27 protein-coding genes are annotated in these 24,469 nt (G+C 62.4%); 11 read left to right on the plus strand and 16 right to left on the minus strand.

Annotated elements, in window-relative coordinates:
* Positions 1 to 240 precede the first annotated feature (240 nt).
* Together B2Y33_RS09270 and B2Y33_RS09275 are read right to left on the minus strand one after the other, a co-directional pair.
* Complete coding sequence (locus B2Y33_RS09270) at positions 241 to 963, minus strand: FadR/GntR family transcriptional regulator (RefSeq protein WP_027916052.1); 723 nt, start codon at positions 961 to 963, stop codon at positions 241 to 243.
* Between the two features lie 233 nt (positions 964 to 1,196).
* Positions 1,197 to 2,930: an IlvD/Edd family dehydratase gene (locus tag B2Y33_RS09275; protein ID WP_027916051.1), complete on the minus strand. Its 1,734-nt coding sequence runs from the start codon at positions 2,928 to 2,930 to the stop codon at positions 1,197 to 1,199.
* 184 nt (positions 2,931 to 3,114) lie between these two features.
* On the opposite strand from B2Y33_RS09275, the gene B2Y33_RS09280 reads away from it, so the two are divergent.
* The 3 genes from B2Y33_RS09280 to B2Y33_RS09290 all read left to right on the plus strand — a co-directional run bounded on the left by B2Y33_RS09280 (position 3,115) and on the right by B2Y33_RS09290 (position 7,104).
* Positions 3,115 to 4,422: an MFS transporter gene (locus B2Y33_RS09280; protein ID WP_206405380.1), complete on the plus strand. Its 1,308-nt coding sequence runs from the start codon at positions 3,115 to 3,117 to the stop codon at positions 4,420 to 4,422.
* Positions 4,423 to 4,451: 29 nt separating this feature from the next.
* The gene (gene araD1, locus B2Y33_RS09285; RefSeq protein WP_049695841.1) at positions 4,452 to 5,441 is read left to right on the plus strand and encodes an AraD1 family protein; all 990 of its coding nucleotides are present in this window, start codon (positions 4,452 to 4,454) and stop codon (positions 5,439 to 5,441) included.
* 88 nt (positions 5,442 to 5,529) lie between these two features.
* The gene (locus B2Y33_RS09290) at positions 5,530 to 7,104 is read left to right on the plus strand and encodes an aldehyde dehydrogenase (NADP(+)) (RefSeq protein WP_027916048.1); all 1,575 of its coding nucleotides are present in this window, start codon (positions 5,530 to 5,532) and stop codon (positions 7,102 to 7,104) included.
* Between the two features lie 74 nt (positions 7,105 to 7,178).
* Here the strand turns inward: B2Y33_RS09290 and B2Y33_RS09295 are convergent, their stop codons facing one another.
* The 3 genes from B2Y33_RS09295 to B2Y33_RS09305 form a co-directional block, all read right to left on the minus strand.
* Entirely contained in the window at positions 7,179 to 8,342 is a 1,164-nt protein-coding gene (locus B2Y33_RS09295; protein ID WP_027916047.1) for an AAA family ATPase, read from the minus strand.
* A gap of 107 nt (positions 8,343 to 8,449) precedes the next feature.
* Positions 8,450 to 8,836, minus strand: coding sequence for a cupin domain-containing protein (locus B2Y33_RS09300; protein WP_206405379.1), 387 nt, complete (start codon positions 8,834 to 8,836; stop codon positions 8,450 to 8,452).
* 29 nt (positions 8,837 to 8,865) lie between these two features.
* Positions 8,866 to 9,732: an AraC family transcriptional regulator gene (locus B2Y33_RS09305; protein ID WP_049695843.1), complete on the minus strand. Its 867-nt coding sequence runs from the start codon at positions 9,730 to 9,732 to the stop codon at positions 8,866 to 8,868.
* 78 nt (positions 9,733 to 9,810) lie between these two features.
* Between B2Y33_RS09305 and B2Y33_RS09310 the strand changes: the two genes are divergently transcribed.
* Positions 9,811 to 9,981, plus strand: coding sequence for a DUF2986 domain-containing protein (locus B2Y33_RS09310; RefSeq protein ID WP_080992843.1), 171 nt, complete (start codon positions 9,811 to 9,813; stop codon positions 9,979 to 9,981).
* A gap of 3 nt (positions 9,982 to 9,984) precedes the next feature.
* On the opposite strand, the gene B2Y33_RS09315 is transcribed toward B2Y33_RS09310, so the two are convergent.
* Positions 9,985 to 10,491, minus strand: a complete 507-nt coding sequence (locus tag B2Y33_RS09315) for a GNAT family N-acetyltransferase (protein WP_027916044.1) — start codon at positions 10,489 to 10,491, stop codon at positions 9,985 to 9,987.
* A gap of 222 nt (positions 10,492 to 10,713) precedes the next feature.
* On the opposite strand from B2Y33_RS09315, the gene B2Y33_RS09320 reads away from it, so the two are divergent.
* Together B2Y33_RS09320 and B2Y33_RS09325 are read left to right on the plus strand one after the other, a co-directional pair.
* The gene (locus B2Y33_RS09320; RefSeq protein WP_027916043.1) at positions 10,714 to 11,775 is read left to right on the plus strand and encodes an aldo/keto reductase; all 1,062 of its coding nucleotides are present in this window, start codon (positions 10,714 to 10,716) and stop codon (positions 11,773 to 11,775) included.
* 119 nt (positions 11,776 to 11,894) lie between these two features.
* Entirely contained in the window at positions 11,895 to 12,119 is a 225-nt protein-coding gene (locus B2Y33_RS09325; RefSeq protein WP_027916042.1) for a hypothetical protein, read from the plus strand.
* Between the two features lie 199 nt (positions 12,120 to 12,318).
* Here the strand turns inward: B2Y33_RS09325 and B2Y33_RS09330 are convergent, their stop codons facing one another.
* On the minus strand, positions 12,319 to 13,266 hold the full coding sequence (locus B2Y33_RS09330; RefSeq protein WP_206405378.1) for an IS110 family transposase: 948 nt from the start codon (positions 13,264 to 13,266) through the stop codon (positions 12,319 to 12,321).
* Between the two features lie 299 nt (positions 13,267 to 13,565).
* On the minus strand, positions 13,566 to 14,015 hold the full coding sequence (locus B2Y33_RS09335) for a GNAT family N-acetyltransferase (protein WP_201870819.1): 450 nt from the start codon (positions 14,013 to 14,015) through the stop codon (positions 13,566 to 13,568).
* Between the two features lie 121 nt (positions 14,016 to 14,136).
* On the opposite strand from B2Y33_RS09335, the gene B2Y33_RS09340 reads away from it, so the two are divergent.
* Together B2Y33_RS09340 and B2Y33_RS09345 are read left to right on the plus strand one after the other, a co-directional pair.
* Positions 14,137 to 14,325 (plus strand): hypothetical protein, encoded by a 189-nt coding sequence (locus B2Y33_RS09340; protein ID WP_033695128.1) that lies wholly within the window; start codon positions 14,137 to 14,139, stop codon positions 14,323 to 14,325.
* Positions 14,326 to 14,434: 109 nt separating this feature from the next.
* Positions 14,435 to 14,752: a hypothetical protein gene (locus tag B2Y33_RS09345; RefSeq protein ID WP_027915713.1), complete on the plus strand. Its 318-nt coding sequence runs from the start codon at positions 14,435 to 14,437 to the stop codon at positions 14,750 to 14,752.
* A gap of 52 nt (positions 14,753 to 14,804) precedes the next feature.
* Here B2Y33_RS09345 and B2Y33_RS09350 read toward each other — a convergent pair whose 3' ends face one another.
* The 4 genes from B2Y33_RS09350 to B2Y33_RS09365 all read right to left on the minus strand — a co-directional run bounded on the left by B2Y33_RS09350 (position 14,805) and on the right by B2Y33_RS09365 (position 17,952).
* Positions 14,805 to 15,569, minus strand: coding sequence for a hypothetical protein (locus tag B2Y33_RS09350; RefSeq protein WP_125922240.1), 765 nt, complete (start codon positions 15,567 to 15,569; stop codon positions 14,805 to 14,807).
* 72 nt (positions 15,570 to 15,641) lie between these two features.
* Entirely contained in the window at positions 15,642 to 16,412 is a 771-nt protein-coding gene (locus tag B2Y33_RS09355) for an SDR family NAD(P)-dependent oxidoreductase (RefSeq protein ID WP_028686401.1), read from the minus strand.
* 44 nt (positions 16,413 to 16,456) lie between these two features.
* Entirely contained in the window at positions 16,457 to 17,425 is a 969-nt protein-coding gene (locus B2Y33_RS09360) for a 5'-nucleotidase (RefSeq protein WP_027915716.1), read from the minus strand.
* A 35-nt stretch (positions 17,426 to 17,460) separates the two neighbouring features.
* The gene (locus B2Y33_RS09365) at positions 17,461 to 17,952 is read right to left on the minus strand and encodes a DUF1543 domain-containing protein (protein ID WP_027915717.1); all 492 of its coding nucleotides are present in this window, start codon (positions 17,950 to 17,952) and stop codon (positions 17,461 to 17,463) included.
* Between the two features lie 131 nt (positions 17,953 to 18,083).
* Between B2Y33_RS09365 and B2Y33_RS09370 the strand changes: the two genes are divergently transcribed.
* Positions 18,084 to 18,545, plus strand: coding sequence for a hypothetical protein (locus B2Y33_RS09370; protein WP_027915718.1), 462 nt, complete (start codon positions 18,084 to 18,086; stop codon positions 18,543 to 18,545).
* 377 nt (positions 18,546 to 18,922) lie between these two features.
* Here B2Y33_RS09370 and B2Y33_RS09375 read toward each other — a convergent pair whose 3' ends face one another.
* Positions 18,923 to 19,360, minus strand: coding sequence for a carboxymuconolactone decarboxylase family protein (locus B2Y33_RS09375; protein WP_027915719.1), 438 nt, complete (start codon positions 19,358 to 19,360; stop codon positions 18,923 to 18,925).
* A 193-nt stretch (positions 19,361 to 19,553) separates the two neighbouring features.
* Between B2Y33_RS09375 and B2Y33_RS09380 the strand changes: the two genes are divergently transcribed.
* Together B2Y33_RS09380 and B2Y33_RS09385 are read left to right on the plus strand one after the other, a co-directional pair.
* The gene (locus tag B2Y33_RS09380) at positions 19,554 to 20,012 is read left to right on the plus strand and encodes a nucleoside deaminase (protein WP_033695130.1); all 459 of its coding nucleotides are present in this window, start codon (positions 19,554 to 19,556) and stop codon (positions 20,010 to 20,012) included.
* On the plus strand, positions 20,009 to 21,205 hold the full coding sequence (locus B2Y33_RS09385) for a CynX/NimT family MFS transporter (protein WP_027915720.1): 1,197 nt from the start codon (positions 20,009 to 20,011) through the stop codon (positions 21,203 to 21,205). Before B2Y33_RS09380 ends, B2Y33_RS09385 begins: the two co-directional genes overlap by 4 nt.
* Here the strand turns inward: B2Y33_RS09385 and B2Y33_RS09390 are convergent.
* From B2Y33_RS09390 to glcF, 3 genes are all read right to left on the minus strand, one after another.
* Positions 21,198 to 22,631 (minus strand): PLP-dependent aminotransferase family protein, encoded by a 1,434-nt coding sequence (locus tag B2Y33_RS09390; RefSeq protein ID WP_059183937.1) that lies wholly within the window; start codon positions 22,629 to 22,631, stop codon positions 21,198 to 21,200. The two genes, B2Y33_RS09385 and B2Y33_RS09390, sit on opposite strands and share 8 nt — an antisense overlap.
* A gap of 81 nt (positions 22,632 to 22,712) precedes the next feature.
* Complete coding sequence (locus B2Y33_RS09395; protein WP_033695131.1) at positions 22,713 to 23,051, minus strand: hypothetical protein; 339 nt, start codon at positions 23,049 to 23,051, stop codon at positions 22,713 to 22,715.
* A 161-nt stretch (positions 23,052 to 23,212) separates the two neighbouring features.
* Positions 23,213 to 24,463, minus strand: coding sequence for a glycolate oxidase subunit GlcF (gene glcF, locus B2Y33_RS09400; protein ID WP_028686396.1), 1,251 nt, complete (start codon positions 24,461 to 24,463; stop codon positions 23,213 to 23,215).
* Positions 24,464 to 24,469 lie beyond the last annotated feature (6 nt).

Here is a 24,469-nt window from a genome sequence, read left to right on the forward strand (position 1 = left end):
ACTCCGGAGACTCCATGAGATGCCACCTGCGTGGCCACCGAGCCCGAAGGGCTTGGTGTTCCTGTATACGGCGGTTAACAGGGGGAGTATCGGGAGCGACCCAAGACGGTGAAATAGTACGAGTGTGCTAGTGGGGCGCCCACTGTGACGCACTGCACACTTCTCAGCCACAGGTGGCCGATCCGCCGCGTTCAAAGGCTGTTACGCCAGTAATGGCCTTTTGGTTATGGCCCTAGGGCCTCAGCTCGCCGGGTCTTGCCCCAGCACCTTGCTCAGCGCCACACGGGCATCTTCGAGCTGCACCAGGGAGGCGTGCCGGGCGCCAAGCGCATCGCCGTTCTGGATAGCCGTCAAAATGGCTTTGTGTCGGGGGAGGGCGAGCTCATCAAAATTGGGGCGCTGGTTGGAAAAGCGCACTGATTCGCGCAACGCCATCGACAGCATGTTGCACAGGTAGGCGAGCAGGTCATTGTGGGTGGCGTCGGCAATACGGGCATGAAAGTCCAGGTCTGGCTGCAGCCGCTCATCCGGGGTACGCGCTGCCTCCATTCTTTGATAAGCCTCGCCAATCGACGCTACGTCCTCTGTCGTGGCATTGGTGGCGGCCAAGGCGGCGGCAGCGGGCTCAATGACCCAGCGCACGCTGGACAGGGTATTGAAGAACTCCTGTTGCGGCGTTGCCTGCATCAGCCAGTGCAGCACATCGGGGTCGAGCATGTGCCAGTCATGGCGGGGTCTGACCAGGGTGCCGACGCGGGGGCGCGCTTCTACCAGGCCCTTGGCCGTGAGGGCGCGCATGGCCTCGCGAAACACCGGCCGACTGATCGCGTAGGTTTCGCACAGGCTTGCCTCGGACGGCAGCTTCTGCCCTGGGGCGAGTTGGCCGGACACGATCTGCAGGCCCAGGTCCTGGACCAAGGTAGCGTGCATGCTCTTGCGCGTTGAGGGCTGGCGGTAGTTCATGGGGGTTGTGCGAGGTCCTTCTGGCGGGGCTCGCATCATAGCACTGATAAATGCAGGGCTGTTTTGCAGCGCCTTGAGGGCGGACAGAGGTGGTCCCTGCGGGCCTCGGCGCTCTAGCGGGCGCGGGAGCTGTCGGTGCATGGACGGCTCCACGGCGTTCAAGCGGCAAGCGGCACTGTGCGCCCCTGTTGTATTGAGCCAGTCACGGCCCCGCTTGGGGTAATTTCCCTGGGCTAGTGAGAGTGCTTGGGCACCGCCGCCCCGCGGCAGCCGACGAGAAAGTCGAAGTCGCAGCCCTCATCGGCCTGCATCACATGGTCCAGATAGAGCTTGGCATACCCCCCGGTAATCAGCTGTGGCGGTGGCTGCAGATCCGCCAGGCGGCCGGCCAGCTCCTGCTCGTCGATGTCCAGGTGCAAGCGGCCTTGCTGGCAGTCCAGCTCGATCCAGTCGCCTTCGCGTACCACGGCCAGGGGCCCACCTGCGGCAGCCTCTGGCGCAACGTGCAGCACTACGGTGCCGTAGGCCGTGCCACTCATGCGCGCGTCTGAGATGCGCACCATGTCGGTTACGCCTTGGGCAAGCAGCTTGGCCGGCAGCCCCATGTTGCCCACCTCGGCCATGCCGGGATAACCCTTGGGCCCGCAATATTTCATCACCAGGATCGAGTTGGCGTCCACATCCAAGTCTGGGTCGTTGATGCGAGCCTTGTAGTCCTCGAAGTGCTCGAAGACCACGGCGCGCCCCCGATGCTGCATCAGCGCAGGCGTGGCCGCCGAAGGCTTGAGCACTGCGCCCTTGGGCGCCAGGTTGCCCCGCAGGATGCAGATACCCCCGTCGGCCACCAGGGGTTTGTCCAGCGGGCGGATGACGTGCTCATCATAAAGTGGCGCGGTGTGGCAATTGTCCCACAGGCTTTTACCGTTTGCGGTCAGCGCAGTCGGGTTGGGCAGCAGCCCATGCTCCCCCAGGCGCCGGATCACGGCCGGCAGACCGCCGGCGTAATAGAACTCCTCCATCAGGAAACGCCCCGAAGGTTGCAGGTCGACCAGCGTCGGCGTACCCCGTCCCACCCGCGTCCAGTCCTCCAACTGCAGGTCTACGCCAATGCGCCCGGCGATGGCCTTGAGGTGAATGACGGCGTTGGTCGAGCCACCAATGGCGGCGTTCACCCGGATGGCATTTTCGAAGGCTTCGCGGGTGAGGATTTTCGACAGCCGCAAGTCTTCGCGCACCATGTCCACGATGCGCATGCCCGACAAGTGCGCCAACACGTAACGGCGCGCGTCCACGGCAGGGATGGCAGCGTTGTGCGGCAGCGAAGTGCCCAGCGCCTCAGCCATGCAGGCCATGGTCGAAGCCGTACCCATGGTGTTGCAAGTGCCGGCTGAGCGCGACATGCCTGCCTCGGCAGAGAGAAATTCGTTCAGGTCGATGTGGCCGGCCTTATAGGCCTCGTGCATCTGCCACACGATAGTGCCGGCGCCAATATCCTTGCCTTTGTGCTTGCCGTTGAGCATCGGCCCGCCGGTCACCACGATGGCCGGAACATCACAGCTGGCCGCGCCCATCAGCAACGCAGGCGTGGTCTTGTCGCAACCGGTCAGCAGCACCACGGCATCGACCGGGTTGCCACGAATGGCTTCTTCCACATCCATGCTCGCCAGGTTGCGCGTGAGCATGGCCGTGGGGCGCAGGTTGGATTCACCGCTGGAGAACACTGGGAACTCGACCGGGAAGCCGCCTGCTTCCAACACGCCTTTCTTGACGTGCTCGGCGATCTTGCGGAAATGCGCGTTGCACGGGGTCAGCTCCGACCAGGTGTTGCAGATGCCGATGATCGGTTTGCCCTGGAACTCGTGGTCCGGAATGCCCTGGTTCTTCATCCAGCTGCGGTACATGAACCCGTTCTTGTCGGCGGTACCGAACCATTGGGCGGAGCGCAGTGAGGGCTTGCTATCGGACATGATGGACACCTTATTAGTATTACTATTTGTCTTTATGCCGCCAAATTTATCGCCAAAAAACGAACATGTGAAGGCTTGTCGTTTTAAATAGTAATACTATAAGATCAATTTCCTAGGTCAGCGGTCTGCCAAAAAACCTCGGCCTGGTGTTGTACCCATTACAAGAACAATTGGAGACATCGCCATGATTCAGGAGCAGCGGCTCGTCCGCCTGATCACACTCAAGCTCATCCCTTTTCTGGTCCTGTTGTACCTGGTGGCGTATGTCGATCGCTCGGCGGTCGGCTTTGCCAAGCTGCACATGGGCGCCGACATTGGCCTGGGCGATGCTGCCTACGGCCTGGGCGCCGGGTTGTTCTTCATCGGCTATTTTCTGTTCGAAGTGCCCAGCAACTTGCTGCTGGACCGCTTTGGCGCACGCCGCTGGTTTGCGCGCATCTTGCTCACGTGGGGCGCCATCACCATTGGCATGGCATTCGTGACCGGGCCGAACGGCTTCTATGTGATGCGCTTTCTGCTAGGGGCAGCCGAGGCGGGGTTCTTTCCGGGGGTGCTGTACTACATCACTCAGTGGTACCCCGTGCGTCATCGCGGCAAAATTCTGGGTTTGTTCATCCTTTCCCAGCCGTTGGCGATGCTGCTCACAGGGCCGCTTTCCGGCGCATTGCTGGGTCTGGACGGCACCTATGGCCTGCACGGCTGGCAATGGCTGTTCATCTGCATCGGGACCCCTGCGGTGCTGTTGGCCTGGCCCACCCTGCGCCTGCTGCCCGATGGCCCGGCCAAGGTACGCTGGCTCAGCGACGCGCAACGCACCTGGTTGCAGGAACAGCTGGCCGATGACCTGCGTGAATACGGCCAGACCCGCCACGGCAACCCGCTGCATGCACTCAAGGACAGCCGCGTGCTGCTGTTGGCGCTGTTCTACCTGCCCATGACCCTGAGCATCTACGGGCTCGGGTTGTGGCTGCCCACCTTGATCCACCAGTTCGGCGGCAGCGACTTGGTCACCGGTTTCGTGTCGGCGGTGCCCTACCTGTTCGGCATCATTGGTTTGCTGGTCGTGCCGCGCAGCTCGGACCGCCTCAACGACCGTTACGGTCATCTTGGCCTGCTGTATGCCCTGGCCGCAGCGGGGCTGTTCCTCAGCGCCTGGTTGAGCGTGCCGGCGTTGCAACTGGCGGCACTGTGCCTGGTGGCGTTCGCCTTGTTTTCGTGCACGGCGATCTTCTGGACCCTGCCTGGGCGATTCTTCTCCGGGGCCAGCGCTGCGGCCGGCATTGCCTTGATCAACTCGATCGGCAACCTGGGCGGCTACCTGGGCCCATTTGGCATCGGCGCCTTGAAAGAACACACAGGTCACCTGTCGTCCGGGCTGTATTTCCTGGCCCTGGTCACCCTGTTTGGGGTGCTGCTTACCGGGGTTGTCTACACCCGGCTGGAGCGCCGACAGCGTGATGCGGCCGCTCAAGTGGCCGGCGCCTCCCGATAATTTTTCGCAACCGACAAGCGAGTACGACCATGCGATTGATCCAATTTGAAACCGCCACCGGCCAGCGCCATGTCGGCGTGGTGGAAGGTGAGTACGTGTTGCGCGTATGTGGCACCGACACCACCCGCGAGCTGGCCCAGCAGGCCATTGCCGCTGGCCGGACCCTGGCCGACCACGTGCAGGTATTGAGCCTGGGTGAGCGTCACGATTACCGGGCGCTGTTGGCCGAGGGCCGGGTGCTGCCGCCGCTGGATCACCCCGATCCTGCCCATTGCCTGGTGACCGGCACTGGCCTGACCCACTTGGGTAGCGCCGCCACGCGCGACAAGATGCATCAGCAGCAGGCCCAGGACGCCGTGACCGACAGCATGCGCATGTTCCAATGGGGCATGGAAGGCGGCCGGCCACCTGCAGGGCAGGTGGGCGCACAGCCGGAATGGTTCTACAAGGGCGACGGTGCCATCGTCGTGCGCCCGGGGGCAGACCTGCCGCTGCCGGCGTTCGCCGAGGATGCCGGAGAGGAGCCTGAGTTGGTCGGCCTGTACCTGATCGGCCCTGATGGCACGCCCTATCGCCTGGGCTACGCGCTGGGCAACGAGTTCTCCGACCATGTGATGGAGCGGCGTAACTACCTTTATCTGGCCCACTCGAAGCTGCGCGCCTGCAGTTTTGGACCGGAGCTACGGCTGGGTGCGCTGCCGGCGGACCTCGAAGGGACCAGCCGCATCCTGCGTGATGGCCAACTGGTATGGAGCAAGCCCTTTCTGTCGGGTGAGCAGAACATGTGCCACAGCTTCGAGAACCTGGAGTTCCATCACTTCAAATACGACCAGTTCCTGCGACCTGGCGATATTCATGTGCACTACTTCGGCACCGCGACGCTGTCGTTCGCCGACGGCATCCAGGCTCAGCCCGGCGATACCTTCGAAATCAGCCTGCCGGCCTTCGGCGAGCCGCTGCGCAACGCCATTGCGCCAGCAGCCAAGCAGGTGCGGCCAGGGAGGGTGAAAAGCCTGTAAGCCCACCTCTGTCATTCAGAGTACGTGCCCCGTGGCCCAGGGAAGCGGTCACGTGCGGCCACTTCAATTTCTTAATTCAGGAGTCATCATGACTGGAAGCAATTTCATTGGCGGCCAACGCAGCGCCGCGGGCAGCGTGCGCCTGCACAGCCTCGATGCCTGCACCGGGGAGGCCCTGCCGGTCACCTTCAGCCAGGCTACCCCCGAAGAAGTGGACGCAGCAGCCCAGGCCGCCGAAGCCGCTTTCCCCGCATACAGTGCCCTGGCGCCCGAGCGCCGCGCGCAGTTTCTCGACGCTATCGCCGATCAGCTCGATGCATTGGACGACACCTTCGTCGCCACCGTATGCCGAGAAACCGCCTTGCCAGCAGGGCGTATCCAAGGCGAGCGTGCCCGCACCAGCAACCAGATGCGCCAATTCGCCAAGGTGCTGCGGCGCGGCGACTTTCTTGGCGCCCGCATCGATCGCGCACAACCCCAACGCCAGCCGCTGCCACGGCCTGACCTGCGTCAGTACCGCACCGGCCTGGGTCCGGTGGCGGTATTCGGCGCCAGCAATTTTCCCTTGGCCTTTTCCACGGCCGGTGGCGACACCGCCGCTGCGCTGGCGGCAGGGTGCCCGGTGGTGGTCAAGGCGCACAGCGGGCACATGGCCACGGCCGAGTGGGTCGGCGAAGCCATCGAGCGGGCCGCTGTGGCGACCGGTATGCCCGCTGGCGTGTTCAACATGATCTACGGTGGGGGGGTAGGTGAGGCCTTGGTGCGCCATCCGATGATTCAAGCCGTAGGCTTTACTGGCTCGCTCAAAGGTGGGCGTGCCCTGTGCGACATGGCGGCTGCTCGTGCGCAGCCGATACCGGTGTTTGCCGAAATGAGCAGCATCAACCCGGTGCTGGTGCTGCCAGGTGCGCTGCAAGCGCGTGGCCCACAGATCGCCCGGGAGCTGGCCAACTCGGTGGTGATGGGGTGTGGGCAGTTTTGCACCAACCCGGGGCTGGTCATCGGTATCGCTGGCCAAGCCTTCAGCGACTTCCTGGCGCAATTAGGCGCGCACCTGGGTGACGAGCCTAGCCAGACCATGCTCAATGCCGGAACCCTGCGCAGCTATTGCGCCGGCGTCCAGCGCCTGCACCAGCACCCAGGGATACGCCACCTGGCCGGGTCCGCACAGGAAGGCAACCAAGCCCAGCCCCAGTTGTTCATGGCGCAGGCGAGCCTTTTGTTGCAGGGCGATGAAGTGCTTCAGGAAGAAGTGTTCGGACCTACCACGGTCGCCATCGAAGTGGCTGACGAAGCCGAACTGCGCCGGGCCCTCGAAGCGCTGCAGGGGCAACTGACGGCCACGTTGGTCGCTGAGGCTGAAGATATCCAGCGCTTCGCCGCGCTGGTACCGGTGTTGCAGCGCAAGGCCGGGCGCCTGCTGGTCAATGGCTACCCGACTGGTGTCGAAGTGTGCGAGGCGATGGTGCACGGCGGGCCTTACCCCGCTACATCCGATGCGCGCGGTACTTCCGTAGGCACCCTGGCTATCGACCGCTTCCTGCGGCCCGTCTGCTTTCAAGACTATCCGGACGCGCTGCTGCCCGACGCCCTCAAGAACGCCAACCCGCTGGGCCTGCTGCGCCTGATCGACGGGCAGCATAGCCGCGAGGCGCTTGCATGAAGGCTTGACGGTACTGGTACCTGAGTGTGTGCCGTCTGGTGAGGGTCAGGCGGCGCTTGCTTGATGAACCCCATTCAGTCAGTCCACCGCCACAGCGGCTCGTCCAGCAGGCCCACGTCTTTGAGTTGCGTCTTGCCTTGCACCTTGTCCAGGGCTAGCAGGTTGCAATCCTCACATTGGCTGAGGGCTTCGATCAATGGCGCGCTGTGCGACACGACCCACACCTGGCTGTGCTCGGACGCGCGAATGATCAGCCGGGCCAAGGCCGGCAGCAAGGCTACATGCAGACTGGTCTCCGGCTCATTGAGCACCATCAGGGCCGGTGGCCTGGGCGTCAGCAGGGCGGTCATCAGCAGAAGATAGCGTAAGGTCCCATCCGAAAGTTCTGCGCAGGTCAATGGCCTGAGCAATCCATGCTGGAGCAGCCGTACGCAGAATAGCCCGCCAGGGGGAGCATCGATGTCCAGGCGGCTGCCGGGGAACGCGTCCTCCAGCGCGGCATTGAGGCCTTCCACGTCACCGATTTCAATGATGGTCTGCAAGGCGGGGGCAAGGTTACGCCCGTCATGATGCAGCACTGGCGAGCGGGTGCCCAATTGGGGCTGGCGGCAGGGTGCATCCCGATCGATCCGAAAGTGATCGTAAAAACGCCAACTGTTGATGAAGGCGCGCAACTGCCCGATTTCCGGTGCCTGCCGTGGGCGGCCCACCACACTGAAGAAGCTTTCGCTACTGTCGGCATGCTGATCAAGTATTGTCCAGGCGTTACCTTCACGAGCCTTCACCAACGCATTCTTGCGCTCGACCAGCGCCGAGGCAGGTCGGTAAGCCCCACCTGCCCAGATGGTCTCACTTTTGATTTCCGGATCGAGGATGAAGGCTGAGGGGTAAGCCAGGGGGATGGGCAACCCCAAGGAGATGGCGAATCCGTAATCCTCGGTGGCAAAGCCCAGCCGCAGGCGACGGGCATCGCGCGGGTGCTGCCCCTGGATCGGCACTTCACCGCGCATCATGCGTGCACTCGGTTCCGGGCCCGCCCACCAGGTCGAGTCCAGCCCACCTTCGCGGGCGAGTGCCTGGATGACCCCGCCCTGTGCCGTTTCGGCCAGCAGGCGCAGCGCTTTGTACAGATTCGACTTGCCGCTGCCGTTGGCTCCGGTTACCACGTTGAGCTGGCCCAGTGGCAGGACAAGGTGATTGATGGAGCGATAATTGCTGATGGCCAGGGTAGTGAGCATGGCGTTCTTCCCATCGACGATGGTGCAAGTTTGGCCTCAATCAAGCACCGAGGCCAACCCTTGCCCATGTCGACCAGCCGACGCGGGCCAATCGCTGACGGCGATGGCTAGATCCACAGATCATTAGGCGCCGTGCGCTCACCGCCCTCATGGCCAGTGTTGAGGACGCCACATGGCTCGATCATCAGCAGCTTGGCCTCGCCCTCGGCCGCTGTTCGATGCTGTACACCCCGCGGCACCACGAACAACTCGCCGGGCGCTACATGGGCGCTGCGTTGCGGCAGGTCGATGCGCAGCGTCCCTTCGAGTACCAGAAAGGCTTCATCGGTTTCCGGGTGCGCATGCCAGATGAATTCCCCTTCGATGCGTACAACCTTGAACTGGTAGTCGTTCATCTGTGCAACAACCCTGGGGCTCCATTGGCTGTCGATCATCGACGCTTTCTGGTTCAGGTTTATCGGATGGGGCTGAGTGTGTTGACTGGATTCGTACATGGTGGTTACTCCTGGTTGGAGCACGCAGCCTATTGCAGCTCAGTGCCTGCACGCTTGTACGATCCTGCACGTTGCTGCCCTGGCCGCAGGCGTTCGAGCCAGCGTAGCGGCGACACCCCATAACTGCGGGTGAAGTGTCGGGTCATGTGGCTCTGATCGTGAAAGCCTGCCGCCAAGGCAGCGTCGACCAGGGTGAAGCCATCGAGCAACAACCGACGCACATTGTCCAGTCGCCTCAGGGTGACGAAGCGATAAGGGCTGGTGCCGTACAGGGCCCGAAAGTCCCGAGACAGGCTCCATTGCTCACGGCCGCTGGCGTGCTCGAGCATCTCCAGGGTGATGCCCAGGTGCAGGTGCTCCAGAATGAACGCCTTGGCGCGTTCGGCGGACCGGTAATCCAGGCGCTTGCGCCCGCGTGGCTTGCCCGCGACAGCGCGCAGCGCCATGGCCAGGTCATAGATGGCGTCTTGCTCTTCCAGCTGCTCGAGGGGATGGTCCACAGCCTGCACAAACGGTTCGCTAGCATGGAACAGGCGCGGGTCACTGGAAAGCCCGCCAGGCACGAACGGTAGCGGCTGCCCGCCCAGTGCGGCCTGAATCAGCGCAGGGTCGATGTAGGCCATGCGGTAGCGAAAACCTGCCTCGGTGCCGGCCATGCCGTCGTGCAATTCATCGGGGTGCAACACCAGCGTGTTGCCCGCAATGCCGTGGCACAACGAGCCTTTGTAATGAAAGCTCTGTACCCCGGCCAAGGTACGGCCGACGGAGTAGGTGTCATGCCGATGAGGATCATAGCCATGACTACCGAACCACGCTTCGATCCGCTCGACAGCCCCATGTTGCTGGCTGCGGATGACCCAGTCCGAAACCGGGGGCATGTTGGACGAACGTTTCATGGCACAGGTCCCGGCGGTTCACGGAAAGGAAAGACAACGCGCTATCATAAGCCCCAATCCACCTCACCAGAACCCACCATGAACCGTCAGAAGAAAATCAAGCAACTGCTCAAGGCACACGCCAAGAAGGCCAGCGCCAAGCTGGCACCGCGCAGTACCAAGCCCAAGTACATCAGCAAGGCCGATCGCGAGAAGCTGGCGCTGCAAGCGGCCGCGGATGCCGCAGCGCAGCGCGATTCGCAGGCCTGAACCTCAGGCGTCTGACAGGGTTTCTTCCTGCTTGTAGATCCTGAAGCCGCGCGCCTGGTAATTGCCCAGCGCGGCAGGGTGATCCAGGGTGCAGGTATGCACCCATACACGCTGCGTGCCGGGCCAAGCCCAGGCGCTACGCACCGCCTGGCTCAACAGCGGACCGCCAAAGCCTGCGCCCAGAAATTGCGGGGCCAAGCCGAAGTAGCGGATCTCGGCGTTGCTCCCATCAGGGCGATACAGTTCGTAATAACCGGCAATGGCGCCCCGGTGATAAGCCACCCAGGTGCGGTGAGCTTCCTGCTCGACCTGCGCCTGCCACTGCGCCTCGCTCCAGGCGTCCAGGTCGCCCCACGACCAGGGCGTGCCGACCAACGTGTACAGAAAGCGGTTGAAGGCTGGTTGTGGCACCTCGCATTCGACGATATGCAAATCCGGGCGCTGGGGCTTTTCCACCAGTTCGTCTGGCGAGGTCATTTCAAGGTAGTACGTGGTGCAGGGTGTTTGCATCGTTCATCTCGCGTCGTCCACTGAACAGCTTGCCAGCATGCCTGTGGCTTAGCGCCTTTGCCACCTGCGGATGGGATCACGACAGGCGTGCTGGGTTGGCAAGCGGTCGACTGTCGTTGTTGCAAACGCTGGTTTGGCGCAGAACGCCGTCAAAAGCTTCCGATTGAACGTTTCAGCGCGCAGGTACGTCGGTATTTCTAGTCTTTTGCTTTGGAGGTTTCCATGAAATATCGCGCACTCGGCAACACCGGTCTGTTGGTTTCGGAGCTGGTCATTGGCACGGTGCCTTTCGGCGGACGAGGCTCGTTCGAGAAAACCGGCAGCGTCGATGTGGACCTGGCCAAGCGCATGTTCGCGGCCGCGTTCGACGCCGGGGTCAACCTGGTGGACACCGCCGACCTGTATTCACATGGGCTGGCCGAGGAAATCGTCGGCAAGGCCTTGGGCGAGCGTCGCCAGTCGATCATCCTGGCCAGCAAGGCGCGCAGCCCGATGAGCGACAACCCCAACGACAGCGGCGCTTCGCGCTATCACCTGATTCGCGCATGCGAGGCCAGCTTGAAGCGCCTGGGGACCGACCATATCGACTTGTATCAGATCCACAATTGGGACGGCGTGACGCCAGTGGAGGAGACCCTGGCAGCACTGGATCATCTGGTGCAAAGCGGCAAGATCCGTTACTTCGGTACGTCCAACTACACTGCCTGGCAAATGATGAAAACCCTGGGCAGCGCGCAATTGAACGGCTGGCAACAGCCTGTTTCACAGCAGATCTACTACACGCCCGAATCGCGTGAGGCCGAGTACGAGTTGCTGCCGATGGCGATTGACCAAGGCTTTGCCACACTGGTCTGGGGCCCGCTGGGTGAAGGCCTGTTGACCGGCAAGGTCCGTCGTGGCCAGCAGACGCCCAAGGGCACACGTCAGGGCAATGACTGGCCGGAACCCTACGTGCACGATCGTGAGCGCGCCTACGACATCATCGAGACCTTGATCGCGGTCGGCGAACGCCACGGTTGCTCGCCGTCACGCGTCTGCCTGGCCTGGCTGAAGGATCGCCCGGGTATTACCAGCGTGATTACCGCTGGCCGCACCCTTGATCAACTGCAAGACAATCTGCAGGCGGCAGACCTTGTATTGACGCAAGAGGACCTGAAGCAGATCGAACAGGCCACACGCATCGCGCCGCAGTACCCCTACTGGCACCGCATTGCCGCTGGCATGGACCGCATCGATCCTGCTGAAGCGCCGTTCATCGAGCTGTACCGAGAGACCATGAAGTAGTCTGCGCCGCCGGATACCGGGTCGTCTTGCCTGCTTGGCGAGGCGATCTCGGGAGTTGTGTGAATTATTTCCTGTCTCACCGGTCAAGTAATGAGTCCCCAACCTAGACCGAGGTGCTCATGCACGCCTTCACTGTTCGCTACTCGCTCAATGGCAATTCGACCGACCATACTTTTGAGTTGGACCAGCCTGAGCTGGCCCTGCACGAGGCCGCCTGGCACCTGATCGTGCTGCACTTTGGCGACGGCGAGAACAGCCTGGTGATGCCTTCGGCCGACGCCACGCCCAATGAGATCCTGGCGCAGGCCGAGGTATTGGGGTTGACGGACATCGTGGTGGCCTAAGTAGCTGGCTAGTGGGCTCAAGGCGGTACTGGCTTGATCCCACGTGGGAGCAACTGTCTTGCCCGATTTATTTAAAATCTAGCCCGCCCCCCCAGGGGGCGCGCTTGTCGCGCGGCCACGGGCGAAGCCCGTGCCATCCAGCGCGGTATTGGATTGATGGGCAAGCCCGCTCCTGTATGAGTTACGTCGGCTTCCTGCTCTAGGTCCGCATAGGCTGTGGCAAGACCAGATCAAGCCAAGGCTTGTCCGTCCTTAGCATGGCATTGAGCCGTACGATCAATACCCGCATACAGGCTACGAGGGCGACCTTGGCAACTTTTCCGCGTCCGCGCAGCGCCTCATAACGAGCCTTGAGTGCTGGGTTGTACTTTATCGCCACAAGGCATGACATATACAACGATCGCCTGGCCTCAAACCGCCCGCCCGAGATAGAGCGTTTGCCCACGGATTTTCCGCTGTCGTGGTTAAAAGGCGCCACCCCGACCAACGAGGCTATTTCTTTGGACTCGACACGCCCCAGTTCTGGCAGAAGTGTTATCAGCTTGCCCGCCGTTACCAGCCCAATGCCTTTGACCTGGACCAGCTGAGTAACCCGTTCATCTTTCAGGGCTTCCGTTTGCTGGCTGATCGCTTGCTCAATCAGCTTGATCTGCGACTTGAAGTGCTGAAGGTTGGCTTTCAGAAAGTCGGACACCGCGCTGAACTGCGCCTGTTTCAGGCGCCTGCGGTCGTCATCACGCTGCTGAACCAGCCGATCACGTTGCTGCAGCAATTCTCGCAACAGCGCACGCTCCGGGCTGATCCGCAGGGTGGGCTGGTCTGGAATGACCTCAGCGTAGTGGGCCAGTACTTCGGCATCGATGGCGTCGGTCTTGGCTTTGACTCCGATGGATTCTGCGAACGCTCGGGCTCGCCTGGGATTGACGCGTATGACCTTGTAGCCCGCGTCCTGCAAGAACCTCAGGATATTACGCTCATAGCCACCTGTGGCCTCCAGCAGAACACGCTTTATGCTGAGACCGCAAAGGCCATCGAGCAACGCTTCGAATCCCGCTGGATCATTGCTTACATGAAGTCTGGTGCCCTGAGGCCGTACCGCAGCATCAAGCGAAAGACTAGAAACATCGATACCCAGGTAGGAAACCATCGCCTAAATCTCCTAAACTCAACACTGTGAGAGGACTTTGGCTTGGCCCACGCTTGTGATTCGAGATCAGAGCCGCGTCCAACTGTTCGGGCTCTCGCCAAAGTGGAACGGTGAATGGCAGCTTGTGCTCCCACTCGTGCTCAAGGCACCTGCGGCCTTCAGCTTGCCATTCACCGCTCTCACTCCAGATTCTAATCTCTAATCAAGACACAAGCGGCCGGTCCGGCGCCCCGGCAAGACGGCTCCTACACGAGATGTGCAGGGCTTGAAAGAGCGCGCAAGGTACTCAGCACCCTAAGTCAGCTCGCAGTCATCACCTTCGCCATGACCACCGTTCGCTCGTCTCCATAGCGCACTTCACGAACGGCCGTATAACCTAGCCTTGCATAGAAACCTTGAGCAGTGAGTGAAGAAGGCACCTGCAACTGCCGGACCCCAGTGTCCCGCGCTTCTTGCTCGATGTAGCCCATCAGTTGTTCGCCAAGACCCTGGCGCTGGTAGCTCGGGTCAACGAATACACTTCTCACTACGTTCTTCTCAAGACTTGCCGTTGCGACGACCACGTCGCTCTCCAAGGCCACCCATACAACCCGCCTGTCCAGCGATTGGACCACGGCTTGGGGCGTGAAAGCGCGCGCCACGCGCGCCAGTGTGGCGGCGTCATAGTCTGCTGCGTTGCTGTGGCGCAGTGCAGCCAGGATAACCCGGCTGATGCTTTCAGCGTCCAGGACGCTCGCCGCTCTGATCACCCTTGCTATCAACCTCGTCCCCCTCGATTGCGACGGACGGGCTTCAACCCGATCGAACGCCTGCGCCCGCGCTGTTCTCGAATAACTGTAGGCCTCATCCATTCTTTCGAGGTACGCGGCAATGAACAGAGATCCCATGGCACAGGACGGCGCTGACGATGACATGCCCGTTTCACCGGACCCGTCGGTGAACCCTGACAACCCGACCATACCTGATCCGGACGATGATCCGCTCATGAACGAAGAGGAGGGTGGAGACATGGAGGATTCCGAGCAGCCGCCCATGGATGTGAATACGCCCAGAGAATAACGGGCGTCGTTCAGTGTCCAGCCACGCCTCGCCGATTTGGCACGGATGCCAGCGGCAACCGCTTTGACCAGACTCACGCTATTTGAGCGCCTCAATCAGGAGAATGCATATGCCGATCGACAATAATGGTCCTGCAGCACCCTACCCAGGCCCGGCGCAGAACAGCCCGGACACAGGCGAGGGGCACGGTTCAGGCCTTGAGCAGACCCCTTCGGAACCCAAGCAAGGTGCCGGCCACGCTGGCGGCGAGCGCCCCGAGGACTGGAATCCACCCCCAGGTAATCCAGGCTCTGACCAGGACAGCCAGGTGCCACGTGATAATGGTACCGCACGCACCCATGAAGACCCTGGCGCAGGGGATGCAGCGCTCGAGGAAGACATGAAGGACGTGGAAGCGAACAACTCGGTTTCGCAAGAACACCCGTGATACAGGGTTAAATCCGAGGCGCTGGGGCTGACCACAGCGCCTTTGGACAGCGCTAGCGGCGGCGCAGCAGGGCTGCCAGCGCTACCGTCAACGCAACCGCCGTGGCCATTGCCAGCACAATGGTCGGCATGACCCCCAAAGCCCTCATCAGACCCGACAACATCAGGTAGAACGCCAGCACACCCACTGCGCCTATGGCGTTGCCGCGCACCATGGCCGCCATCCCCGCGCGCCCGTTCTGCACGTGAGCAAATACCATCAATGGCCAAGCGATGACCGGGATTGGCGCGAGCATGCCGCTGGTCTGGGGTCCAAGCCAGGCTGCCAGGTGCGTGGTGATCATCAGCAACGCCGTTGCCGAGACCATGCGCAAGGGGATTTCCCAGTAACGATGCCGTACACGTGCCAGCGTCTCAGGCTTGGGTTCATGCCCGCTGGCGACGATCAGAAGTACGATCAGCGCCAGCGCTACGCCTATCGACACATACAAATGGCCCCAGTGCGTAAGCACATAGGCGACCAAGCCGTAGAAGACGATCGCCAAGCCCGCAGCAGCCCCGATGGCAAGCCTGCGTGTTGCATACAGGTAGAAGGCGTAGGTAGCGAGCACGGCTGCCAGGCCGCCCAGTGCTCCGGGCACGGCGTTCAGGGCAAAGTCTGTCCCTTGCTCCAGGCTCAGGAAGGTCATCACCAGCCCCGACGTGATGGGCATGCCCGCCAGTAACCCCCCTAGCAACCCACCCCAGCGCCTGGAAGCGAGAGAGATGGCCCACATCAGCAAAGGGGTAATGGCAAGTTTCAGGTAGAACAAGGTCATCGCGGCGCGTTCCGGCTCTCAAGACAGTGCCGACTTTACCCTGTTGAATGCCCGGATGCCCGCCACTGATGCCTACCAGGGGATGTTGCGACCGTCCCAGCCCCAGAAGCTGCCCGTCACGTTCGGTCCGAGACGCCCGATCAGCTCCACGATGCACTGCGCGGCAAACGTCGTCTCGAACAGTTTGCCCTCAGGCACGTTGCCTTGGAACGGCCTTGACAGTTCCGTGTCCGTTGTACCCGGGTGCAAGGCCAGAACGGTCGCGTTAGGGTTCAGGCGCTTGAGTTCGATACTGGCTGTGTGTAGCAACTGATTCAGCGCCGCCTTGCTGGCCCGGTAGCTGTACCAACCCCCCAGACGGTTATCGCTGATCGAGCCCACGCGGGCGGACAGTGCAGCGAAGGTTGCAGGTTGCTTGCGCAGCAAAGGCAGCAGGTGTTTCAGCAACAAAACCGGGGCGAAGGCATTGGTGGTGAAGTTTGCGTGCAGGCTGGCAAGGTCCAATTGCGCCAGTGACTTTTCGGCCTTGGCGTTTTCCTGATGCAGGATCCCCAAGGTACTGATGACAAGGTGCAAGTGCACACATCGCTCGCCTGCTTGCGCGGCCATGGCGCCCAGGCTGGCCTCCTCGCGCGCGTCGCAGTCCACCAGTAGTACACGATTGGGGTGAGCGTCGGCCAGCGCCCTCAATGCCTGGTTCTGCGTGGCGCGGCGCGACACCGCTATCAGCTGATCGACGTCTTCGCGGGTCGCCAGCGCGTTGCACAGCGCGAGCCCGATTCCACGGCTGGCCCCGCAGACCAGCACGCAGGCGTTCTCGTCCAACCCTGGTATGAGACTCATGACAGGCACTCTCTGGCCATCGTTTCGGTCAAGGGTAGACCGCCTCAGTCATCCGGATTTCCATCGACATGAGGTTCAGTCGTCGGTATCCGGTTCGCCACCCCAAAGGGCACATGCACCATCGGCAAATCGCCCGCAGGCGAGTGCAGGTGGCTGCGCTGGTCATCGAAGAAGACATGGGGCTTGAGAATCGACAAGACGCGGGGTTTCTCCATGCCGCCCAGGAAGAAACACTCGTCGGGCGATACGCCCCAATCTTTGAGGGTCGTCACCACCCGCTCATGGGAAGGTGCATTGCGTGCCGTGACAATGGCGATGCGCAGGATGCGCTTGTAGTGCGGGTCATCTTCGAGCTTGCGGTCTTCGAGCGTGCGAATCAGCGACAGTTTGCGATACAGGTCGGCCAAGGGCCCAGGCGTATGGGGCACGCGCTGATGGGCCTGCTCGTGGGCCTGGAATTCATCCAGGCTGTTGCCACGCTTGTAGACGCTTTCGGCTTCGTCGTCGGCGATCACGCCATCGAAGTCGAACGCCACGCGCAGCTCGGTATCGATTTCGTCATCGTAGATACGGGTCGGCAGAACACGACCTGCGGGGTAATTGGCGTCGATGGCTTTCTGTACGTCCTCTTCGTTGGCGCTCAGAAACAGCGATGCGTTGAACGCTGGTATGTACTCATACGGTGAACGGCCCGACATGAACGCGGCGCGGGTGATGTCCAGGCCGTAGTGGTTGATCGAGCGAAATACCCGCAGGCCCGTTTCCGGCGAATTGCGCGATAGCAACACCACCTCGACGGGCAACTGCTCGGGGAACGCCTGGTTGATACGCAGAAAACGACGGATAAACGGAAACGCCACGCCTTTGGGGAAGGGCTCATCCAGGTTCTGTTCCTGATGCCATCGGTACGCTTCGACACCCTCCTGGGTGTAGATGTCGTCCGAAACGGTAAGGTCGAACAGCGCACTGGAGGCAACGCCAATCACCAGTTTCTGTTCGATGGGGTAAGGCATGGGAAACTCCCTACGGCCCCGGCAGAGGCGCAAAGTCAGAGGGGGATGTAGTCGTTACGCGAAACGACCGGTTTGTGCGGCCCTTCGACCAGGTGCACGTACAGCCCGTCCACGCAGTCGATGGCCAGACAGTCGTCCACGCTCAGCACCGCATCGGTGTGCGGCTTGAGCCAGCCGGCCTGCATGTGTTGCTTGCCCAATGCCTTGGCATCGGCCTTGTTGCGGGCGCTGACCAGCACATAGCGGTGCGCTTCGCCGAACACACCGCGTTCGTAGCCGCCCAGGTTGATGAAGTACAGGCGCAGCGCACCGCGTTTTGCAGGGTAGGGGTGCAACTCCACTCGCATGCCATCCACGCCGTCCACTTCCAGCCAGGCATCGATGTGCAGCCCCTGCTGGCTGCCGAACCATGCGTCGCGCAGTTGCGCATAGGCCTGTTGCAGGCTGGGTGCCTGGGCGAACACCATGTCGTGGACCTCGATCTTGGCCCCTGCATGGCGTCCCCCCAGCATGACGATATAAAGCATGAGGTTTCCTTGTTGAATCGATCATCGCATGGCGTCATTTTGCAGCATCCGCACGCCGCTTCAAGCGCAGTGCTTGGCGCCTGGGCACAAGAAGGCTAGTGTGGTCGAACCTTTGACTGCGAGATAGCAAGATGCGCACTCCTTTTCTGTTCCTGGCGATGCTCTGTGCACCCCTGGTGCAAGCCGCCGAGCACTGGACGTTGAATGACCAGTTCGACCAGGCGTTCACGTTGGACGACAAGACCCGCGTGGTCATGGTTGCGCGCAGCATGGCCACTGCACGGTTGGTCAACAATGCGGTCGAGCATACGCCAGAGGGCTATCTTGAAGCGCGGGGCGTGGTGTTCGTCGCGGACATCGAGAAGATGCCCAGCATGGTGGCAGCGGTGATGGTGCCTGCCATGCGGTCGGCCAATTACCGGATTTTGCTGGATCGGGACGGCGAGGTGGCCAAGGGCTATGGCGGGGACCGCGAATCGGTGCAATGGCTGGAGGTTCAGGACGGCAAAGTGGTGACAGAGCAGCGGTACAGTGATTTACCCAGTTTGAGGCAGGCACTGGTTAAGATGGCTGGGCGGGTTGCAGGGGGTTGATGCAGTGGCGTGACCGTTGAAGCGCAACGCGCAAGCGCCTGGGTTTGGAGCAAGGACACGCTTCTTGCCGCACCAGGACACCACCGCATCACGCTCAGCCATCAGCGGTGGATGCGACGGGCCGAGCAACCCAGGAGCCAGGCTTCGCAACTTGAAGGTGTGTGGCCGCTTTGCGGCTTTGGCGATGTGAGCTGCGAAACTGAAATCCTGGGGCCGCCATGCGGCCCATCGCGGCCGGCCCGGCGCCCCGGCAAGTCCGCTTCCACACTGGAACTGAGTGGCCTTCGAGGGATGTGCAACGATTCAACATGCGGCATAGCTGGATGTTGCTACTGCTGCTTCCAATCAGAGAAGACTGAAGCAAACACCAGACGTCCTCAACCCGCCACCATGGCAAACCCCACGCCGAACCGGTTCCACGCATTGATCGTCGCGATAGCCAGTGTCAGATTCACCACCTCCGCTGGCTCGAAGTGTTCCAGCAGCGCCTCATATTCCCCCTGTGGGGCACCACAATCGGCCAGCCGTGTCAGGCTTTCGACCCACGCCAACGCCGCTCGCTCACGCTCCGTGAAGTAAGCCGTCTCTCGCCACACACACAACGTCTGCAGGCGGGCCTCGCGCTCCCCGGCTTTGCGCGCGTCGTTGGCGTGCAGGTTGACGCAGTACGCGCAGCCATTGATCTGCGATGCGCGCAAGCGCACCAGTTCAAGCAGATCATGCTCAAGGCCTGTGCGGGTCAACGCCTGCTCCAGGGCTGCCATGGCCTTGTAGGCGTCAGGGGCTTGTTTCGACCAGTCGATGCGGTGTTGCATGGCGCTCTCCAGAAACGCATTAGGGTGGCGCCACAATACCCTCGGCCGCCGATACGTCCGATAGCCAATCCGCTCATCTTCGGGGAGGCCAATCCCGCCATTCGCATCCCCACTGACAGGCATCCAATCTCTTCATTTCTGTCACTGCCGCCGACTCAGGATAATGACCCGTCCCATCCAAGGAGATTGAGCCATGCCCGACGTCCGTTTCATGCGCGAAGCCCTCGAACTGGCACGCGCCAACATCGCAGCCGGAGGACGGCCGTTCGGTGCCGTGCTGGTGTATGAGGGCCAAGTCGTTGCGCGCGGTGTCAATGAAATCCACCGCTCACAAGACCCGACTACCCATGCCGAGATGCAAGTCATCCGCCAGGCCAGCCAGGCGCTGGGGCGCGCTCGCCTGGATGGCGCAGAGGTGTATGCCAGCGGCCACCCATGCCCCATGTGCCTGGCGGCCATGCACCTGTGCGGTATCAGCCAGGCCTGGTTCGCGTATGACAACGAGGAAGGCCAGCCTTACGGGCTGTCCACCGCTGACGTGTACGCGCAGATGACCCGTGCGCCTCAGCAGCAGTCATTGCCGCTACGCGCCCTCAAGCCCGACGGCGAAAATGGGCTGTACGCTCAGTGGCAACAGGCCAATGCCCAATGACAGCAGTCTGGAGAGCGATGCTGGTCGTGCTGCTGGCGTTGAATCTGCGACCGATTCTGACCAGCATCGGCCCCTTGCTCGATCCAATGCGCATCAGTACCGGCCTGGGTTATCAGCAAGCGGCATTGCTGACGGCGCTGCCGGTGTTGTGCATGGGAGCGGTGCCATTATTGCACCCTTGGTCACGCCGATGGTTGAGCGAACAGGCCGGCATGCTCGGTGGTCTGGCGGCCATCGCGCTGGCGTGTCTCTGGCGGTTGCAACTCGAAAGTGCCTGGGCACTGCTTGCCAGCGCAGTGCTCGCCGGCCTGGGCGTGGCGGTGGTGCAGGGCATGATGCCGGGCCTGGTCAATCGCTGGTTTCCAGGGCGGCTTGCTGGCGCAATGGGCCTGTACTCGGCTGCTTTGATGAGCGGCGGCGGGCTGGCTGCTGTGCTGGGCCCGCACCTGGCCGAGTATGCCGGGCAATGGCAGGTGGGACTGGGGGTCTGGGCCGCGCCGGCGCTGGTTGCCATGCTGGCATGGCTCATCTTGCGGCCACGCAACGCACAAGCCCCTGTCTTCAAAACAGTCAGCGGACACTGGTTTGGCCACCGACGGGCCTGGTTACTGGCGGTGTATTTCGGCCTCATCAACGGAGGCTACACCAGCATGGTCGCTTGGTTTCCAGCGTTTTACCTGGAGCAGGGTGGCAGCGCACAGGGCGGCGCCGACCTGGTGGGGCTGATGACCCTGTTCCAAGTACTGGGCGCATTGGGCCTGCCGCTGCTGCTCAGGCGCTGGGTAGATCGGCGTCCAGGCCTTGCGCTGGCGCTGTCGATCCAACTGGTGGGGTTCATGGGGTTGCTGATGGCGCCCACCGCAGCACCCGGGCTTTGGGTAGCGTTGATCGGGTTCGGGCTGGGCGCCTGTTTCAGCCAAAGCCTGACCCTGACCCTCGAACATCTTCCTACGCCAGCCGAAGCCGGCGGCCTGGCGGGTTTCGTCCAGGGTATCGGCTTCATCATCACCGGCTGTGTGCCATACATTGTCGGGTGGCTGCGTGCGCTCGACGGTGATTTTCAAAGCGCTTGGATTGTGCTCATCGCCAGCGTGGTGACGATGCTGCTGGTGACGTTGGCCTTCAGCCCGCAAAGCTACGCGAAGGCCTTGGCTCGACCCGCCGCGGTCGATAGCGTCGCTGTCCTCAGCTGATTCGCCGCAGGGTATCGCGCAGCCGGTCGAGTGCCGGGTCGATGTCGAGCATTTCAATGGCACCAAAGCCCATCAACAGCCCTGGGCGCACTGGCGTTTCATTGAAAAACGGGGCAAGTGAGTAAATGCCCAGGTCGACCTTGCGGGCTTGTTCTACCAGGTCCTCCACATCGACCCCTGGTTGCGCCAAGGCGCTTAGATGAAAACCGGCCTCGGCGGGAATGACCCTGAGCCAAGGGGAAAGGTCGTCGTCCAGCCGCTGCAACAAGCGATCGCGGCGTGCGCTGTACACTTCATGGCAACGGCGGATGTGCCGGTTCAGATGCCCCTGTTCCACGAAACGGGCCAGGGCCCACTGCAGCAGGGTCGGGCTGTGCCAGTCGCTCAGTTGCTTGGCCACGCAACTGGCCTTGAGCACGGCCTCTGGCAAAACGGCATAACCCAGGCGCAGCTCCGCAAGCAAGGTCTTGGAAAACGTGCCGACGTAAGCCACAAGGCCATGGGAGTCAAGACGCTGCAGCGCGTCGGCCTTGGGCCCTTGATAGCGGAATTCACAGTCGTAGTCGTCCTCGATGATCAGTGCGCCCAATGCGGCTGCCCGGGCCAGAAGCGCTCGCCGGCGTTTTTCGCCCATCGGCATACCCAGTGGGAACTGGTGCGAAGGGGTGACATAGATCAGCTGCGCGCCCTCGGCTATCTGGTCAACGCACAACCCTTCGTCATCCACCGGCACCCCCTGCACCTGGGCGCCCAAGGCCAGGAACAACTGCCGTGCCGGCGGGTACCCCGGGTCTTCCATCGCGACCTTGCAGCCAGGCTCCACCAGCACCCTGGCGATCAAGTCCAGGGCCTGCTGTGCGCCGTTGCAGACGAGGATATCGTCAGCCGTGCAGTGCACGCCCCGGGCGTAGGCGATGTGGTGGGCGATGACCTCGCGCAGCTCCGCAAGGCCCTGGGCTGGGAAGTGCCGCTGGGGGTGATGCTGGCTCCGCCGCCCGGCGTAGTTCAGGCAACTGCGCCACAGGTCGAACGGGAATAGTGCCTTGCTCGCCACGCCGCCGATGAAGTCATAACGCACCGTCGATAGCGCTTGGCGTTGGCCTAGCACGGTGGCGCGGGATTGCCAGCGCCTGAGCGACGCATCGCCGGCAAGGGTCAAGGCACGTGGCCGCGCGCTGCGCTTGGGTTCAAGCGTATTGATGAACGTCCCCCGGCCGACCACCGCGCTCAGCAGGTTGTCCTGGGTGAGGCGTGCATAGGCGTCCGCGACGGTCTTGCGCGACACGCCCAGTTGCTCGGCCAACAGGCGGCTGGGCGGCAACTGGCTGCCAGCGGCCAGGTGACCACGCTCGATCCCCGCGCGCAATTGCGCGTAGAGCTGGGCAGCCAAGCCTTTGCGGCCCTCCAGGCGAATATGCAGTTCCATGGGGCATTCCAGAGCAAGAGAGCGCTCAGGATAGCGGATTGCGTACGGCAAAGGCGCTTGCTCCTGCAGTAGCAAGATCGCTTACGACCTGGCCATGCTCACCGTGATATAGCCTTTGCCCGATAGGATGATGCGGATGCGTGTTTCGTCCGCAGGGGCGCTGCGGCAGCGCTTGATGAGCACGCCTTCCTGTGCGACGGCCTTCATGTGATGGGTGATGGCTCGGCCCCGAACGTCGAAGAATGCTTCACTGGCGAGCAGTTCGATTCGCTCGATCAGTTGTCTGGATTGCTCATCGGTGACGCAGAAGAACATGACACCAGAAAGATGAGGGTCCTGGTCCGGGTTGGTCAGATCATGGGTAAGCAGTTCGCGCAGGTTGCTGCGCAGTTCGGCAAGAAGGTGCGGAGTGTCGAGCATGCGCAGCGTCCTGTGTGAGGGGCGACTGCGCCGATCATGTTTTCTGCCATGCCAAGCGACAAGTAGGACGGTTCCTAAGGTGGCCGGTGAAAAATCCCAATCACATGAATGGGCAACGCTCAAACGTGCAGTGATCGAGATGCTCACGGCAGCAGGGCCGCCTACTCCTTGTGCGTCCCGGCGTGGTCCTCTGCGTGCCTGACTGCCTCTTCGACGATCTCTACCCAGTGCCGAACCGCAGTGCGCCCTGCGCCATTCAAATGCACCTGACAGCCAATGTTGGCGGTGGCTATCTCGTCCGGTTGCCCGCGTTCCAGGGCCTCCAGCCGGTTATCGCGCAGCTGCCTGGACATCCCTGGCTGGGTCAGCGAGTAGGTGCCTGCCGAGCCACAACACAGGTGAGCATCGGTAACCGGCGTCAAGGTAAACCCGATTCGGATCAGTAGCGCTTCGACAGCCCCACCCAGTTTCAGGGCATGTTGCAGCGTGCATGGGCAATGAAACGCCAGGCGCCGCCCCGCGGGTACCGCCAGCTGCTCGATAGGCGCATCACCCAGGACTTCCACCAGGTCACGGCACAGGCTGCTGACCCGTGCCGCCTTGGCTGCGTAGGCCGGGTCAGCGGCCAAAAGGTGAGCATACTCGCGCACGAACGCGGCGCAGCCGCTCGCTGGAATCACGATCGCCTCGACGCCGGCCTCGACGGCCGGCCACCAGGCATCGATGCGCCGTCGTGCGCGCTGCAAGCCTTGCTCCTGGGCATTGAGGTGGAAATCGATGGCTCCACAGCACTCCCCGGCCGGTGCAGGGGTCACGCTGATGCCGACGCGGTCGAGCAGGCGCGCCGCCGCGGCGTTGGTCGCCGGTGACAATGCCGGTTGCACGCACCCCTCGAGCATCAGGACGCGTCGCCGGTGGCGTACGGCAGGGCGCGTCAGGTCAGCTGCCTTGCGCAGCGGAACCTTTTCCCGGGCCTGCGCCGGTAGCCACGGGCGCAGGGCTTGGCCAGCTCGGAGCAGGGCTCTGAAAACAGCGGGGCGCACCATCGTAAAGCGCAGGCCGTGACGCAACAGGCGCTGGCCCATTGGCCTTGGCACCTGCTGCTCCACGACGGCCCGGCCGATGTCCAGCAGGTCGTGATAACGCACACCCGACGGGCAAGTGCTTTCGCAGCTGCGGCACGACAGGCATCGGTCCAGGTGAGCCTGAGTGCTGGTAGTGGCGGGCTGGCCTTCGAGCACCTGCTTGATCAGGTAGATACGTCCACGCGGGCCATCGAGCTCATCGCCAAGCAGTTGGTAGGTGGGGCAGGTCGCTGTGCAGAAGCCGCAGTGTACGCACGCGCGCAAGATACGTTCTGCCTCGTCGGCGCGCTCGAGCGTGCGTGCGCTGTCACTCAAGTTGGTCTGCATAGGCTG

The organism is Pseudomonas sp. UBA5666 (assembly GCF_002420785.1).
Classification (GTDB): domain Bacteria; phylum Pseudomonadota; class Gammaproteobacteria; order Pseudomonadales; family Pseudomonadaceae; genus Aquipseudomonas; species Aquipseudomonas fulva.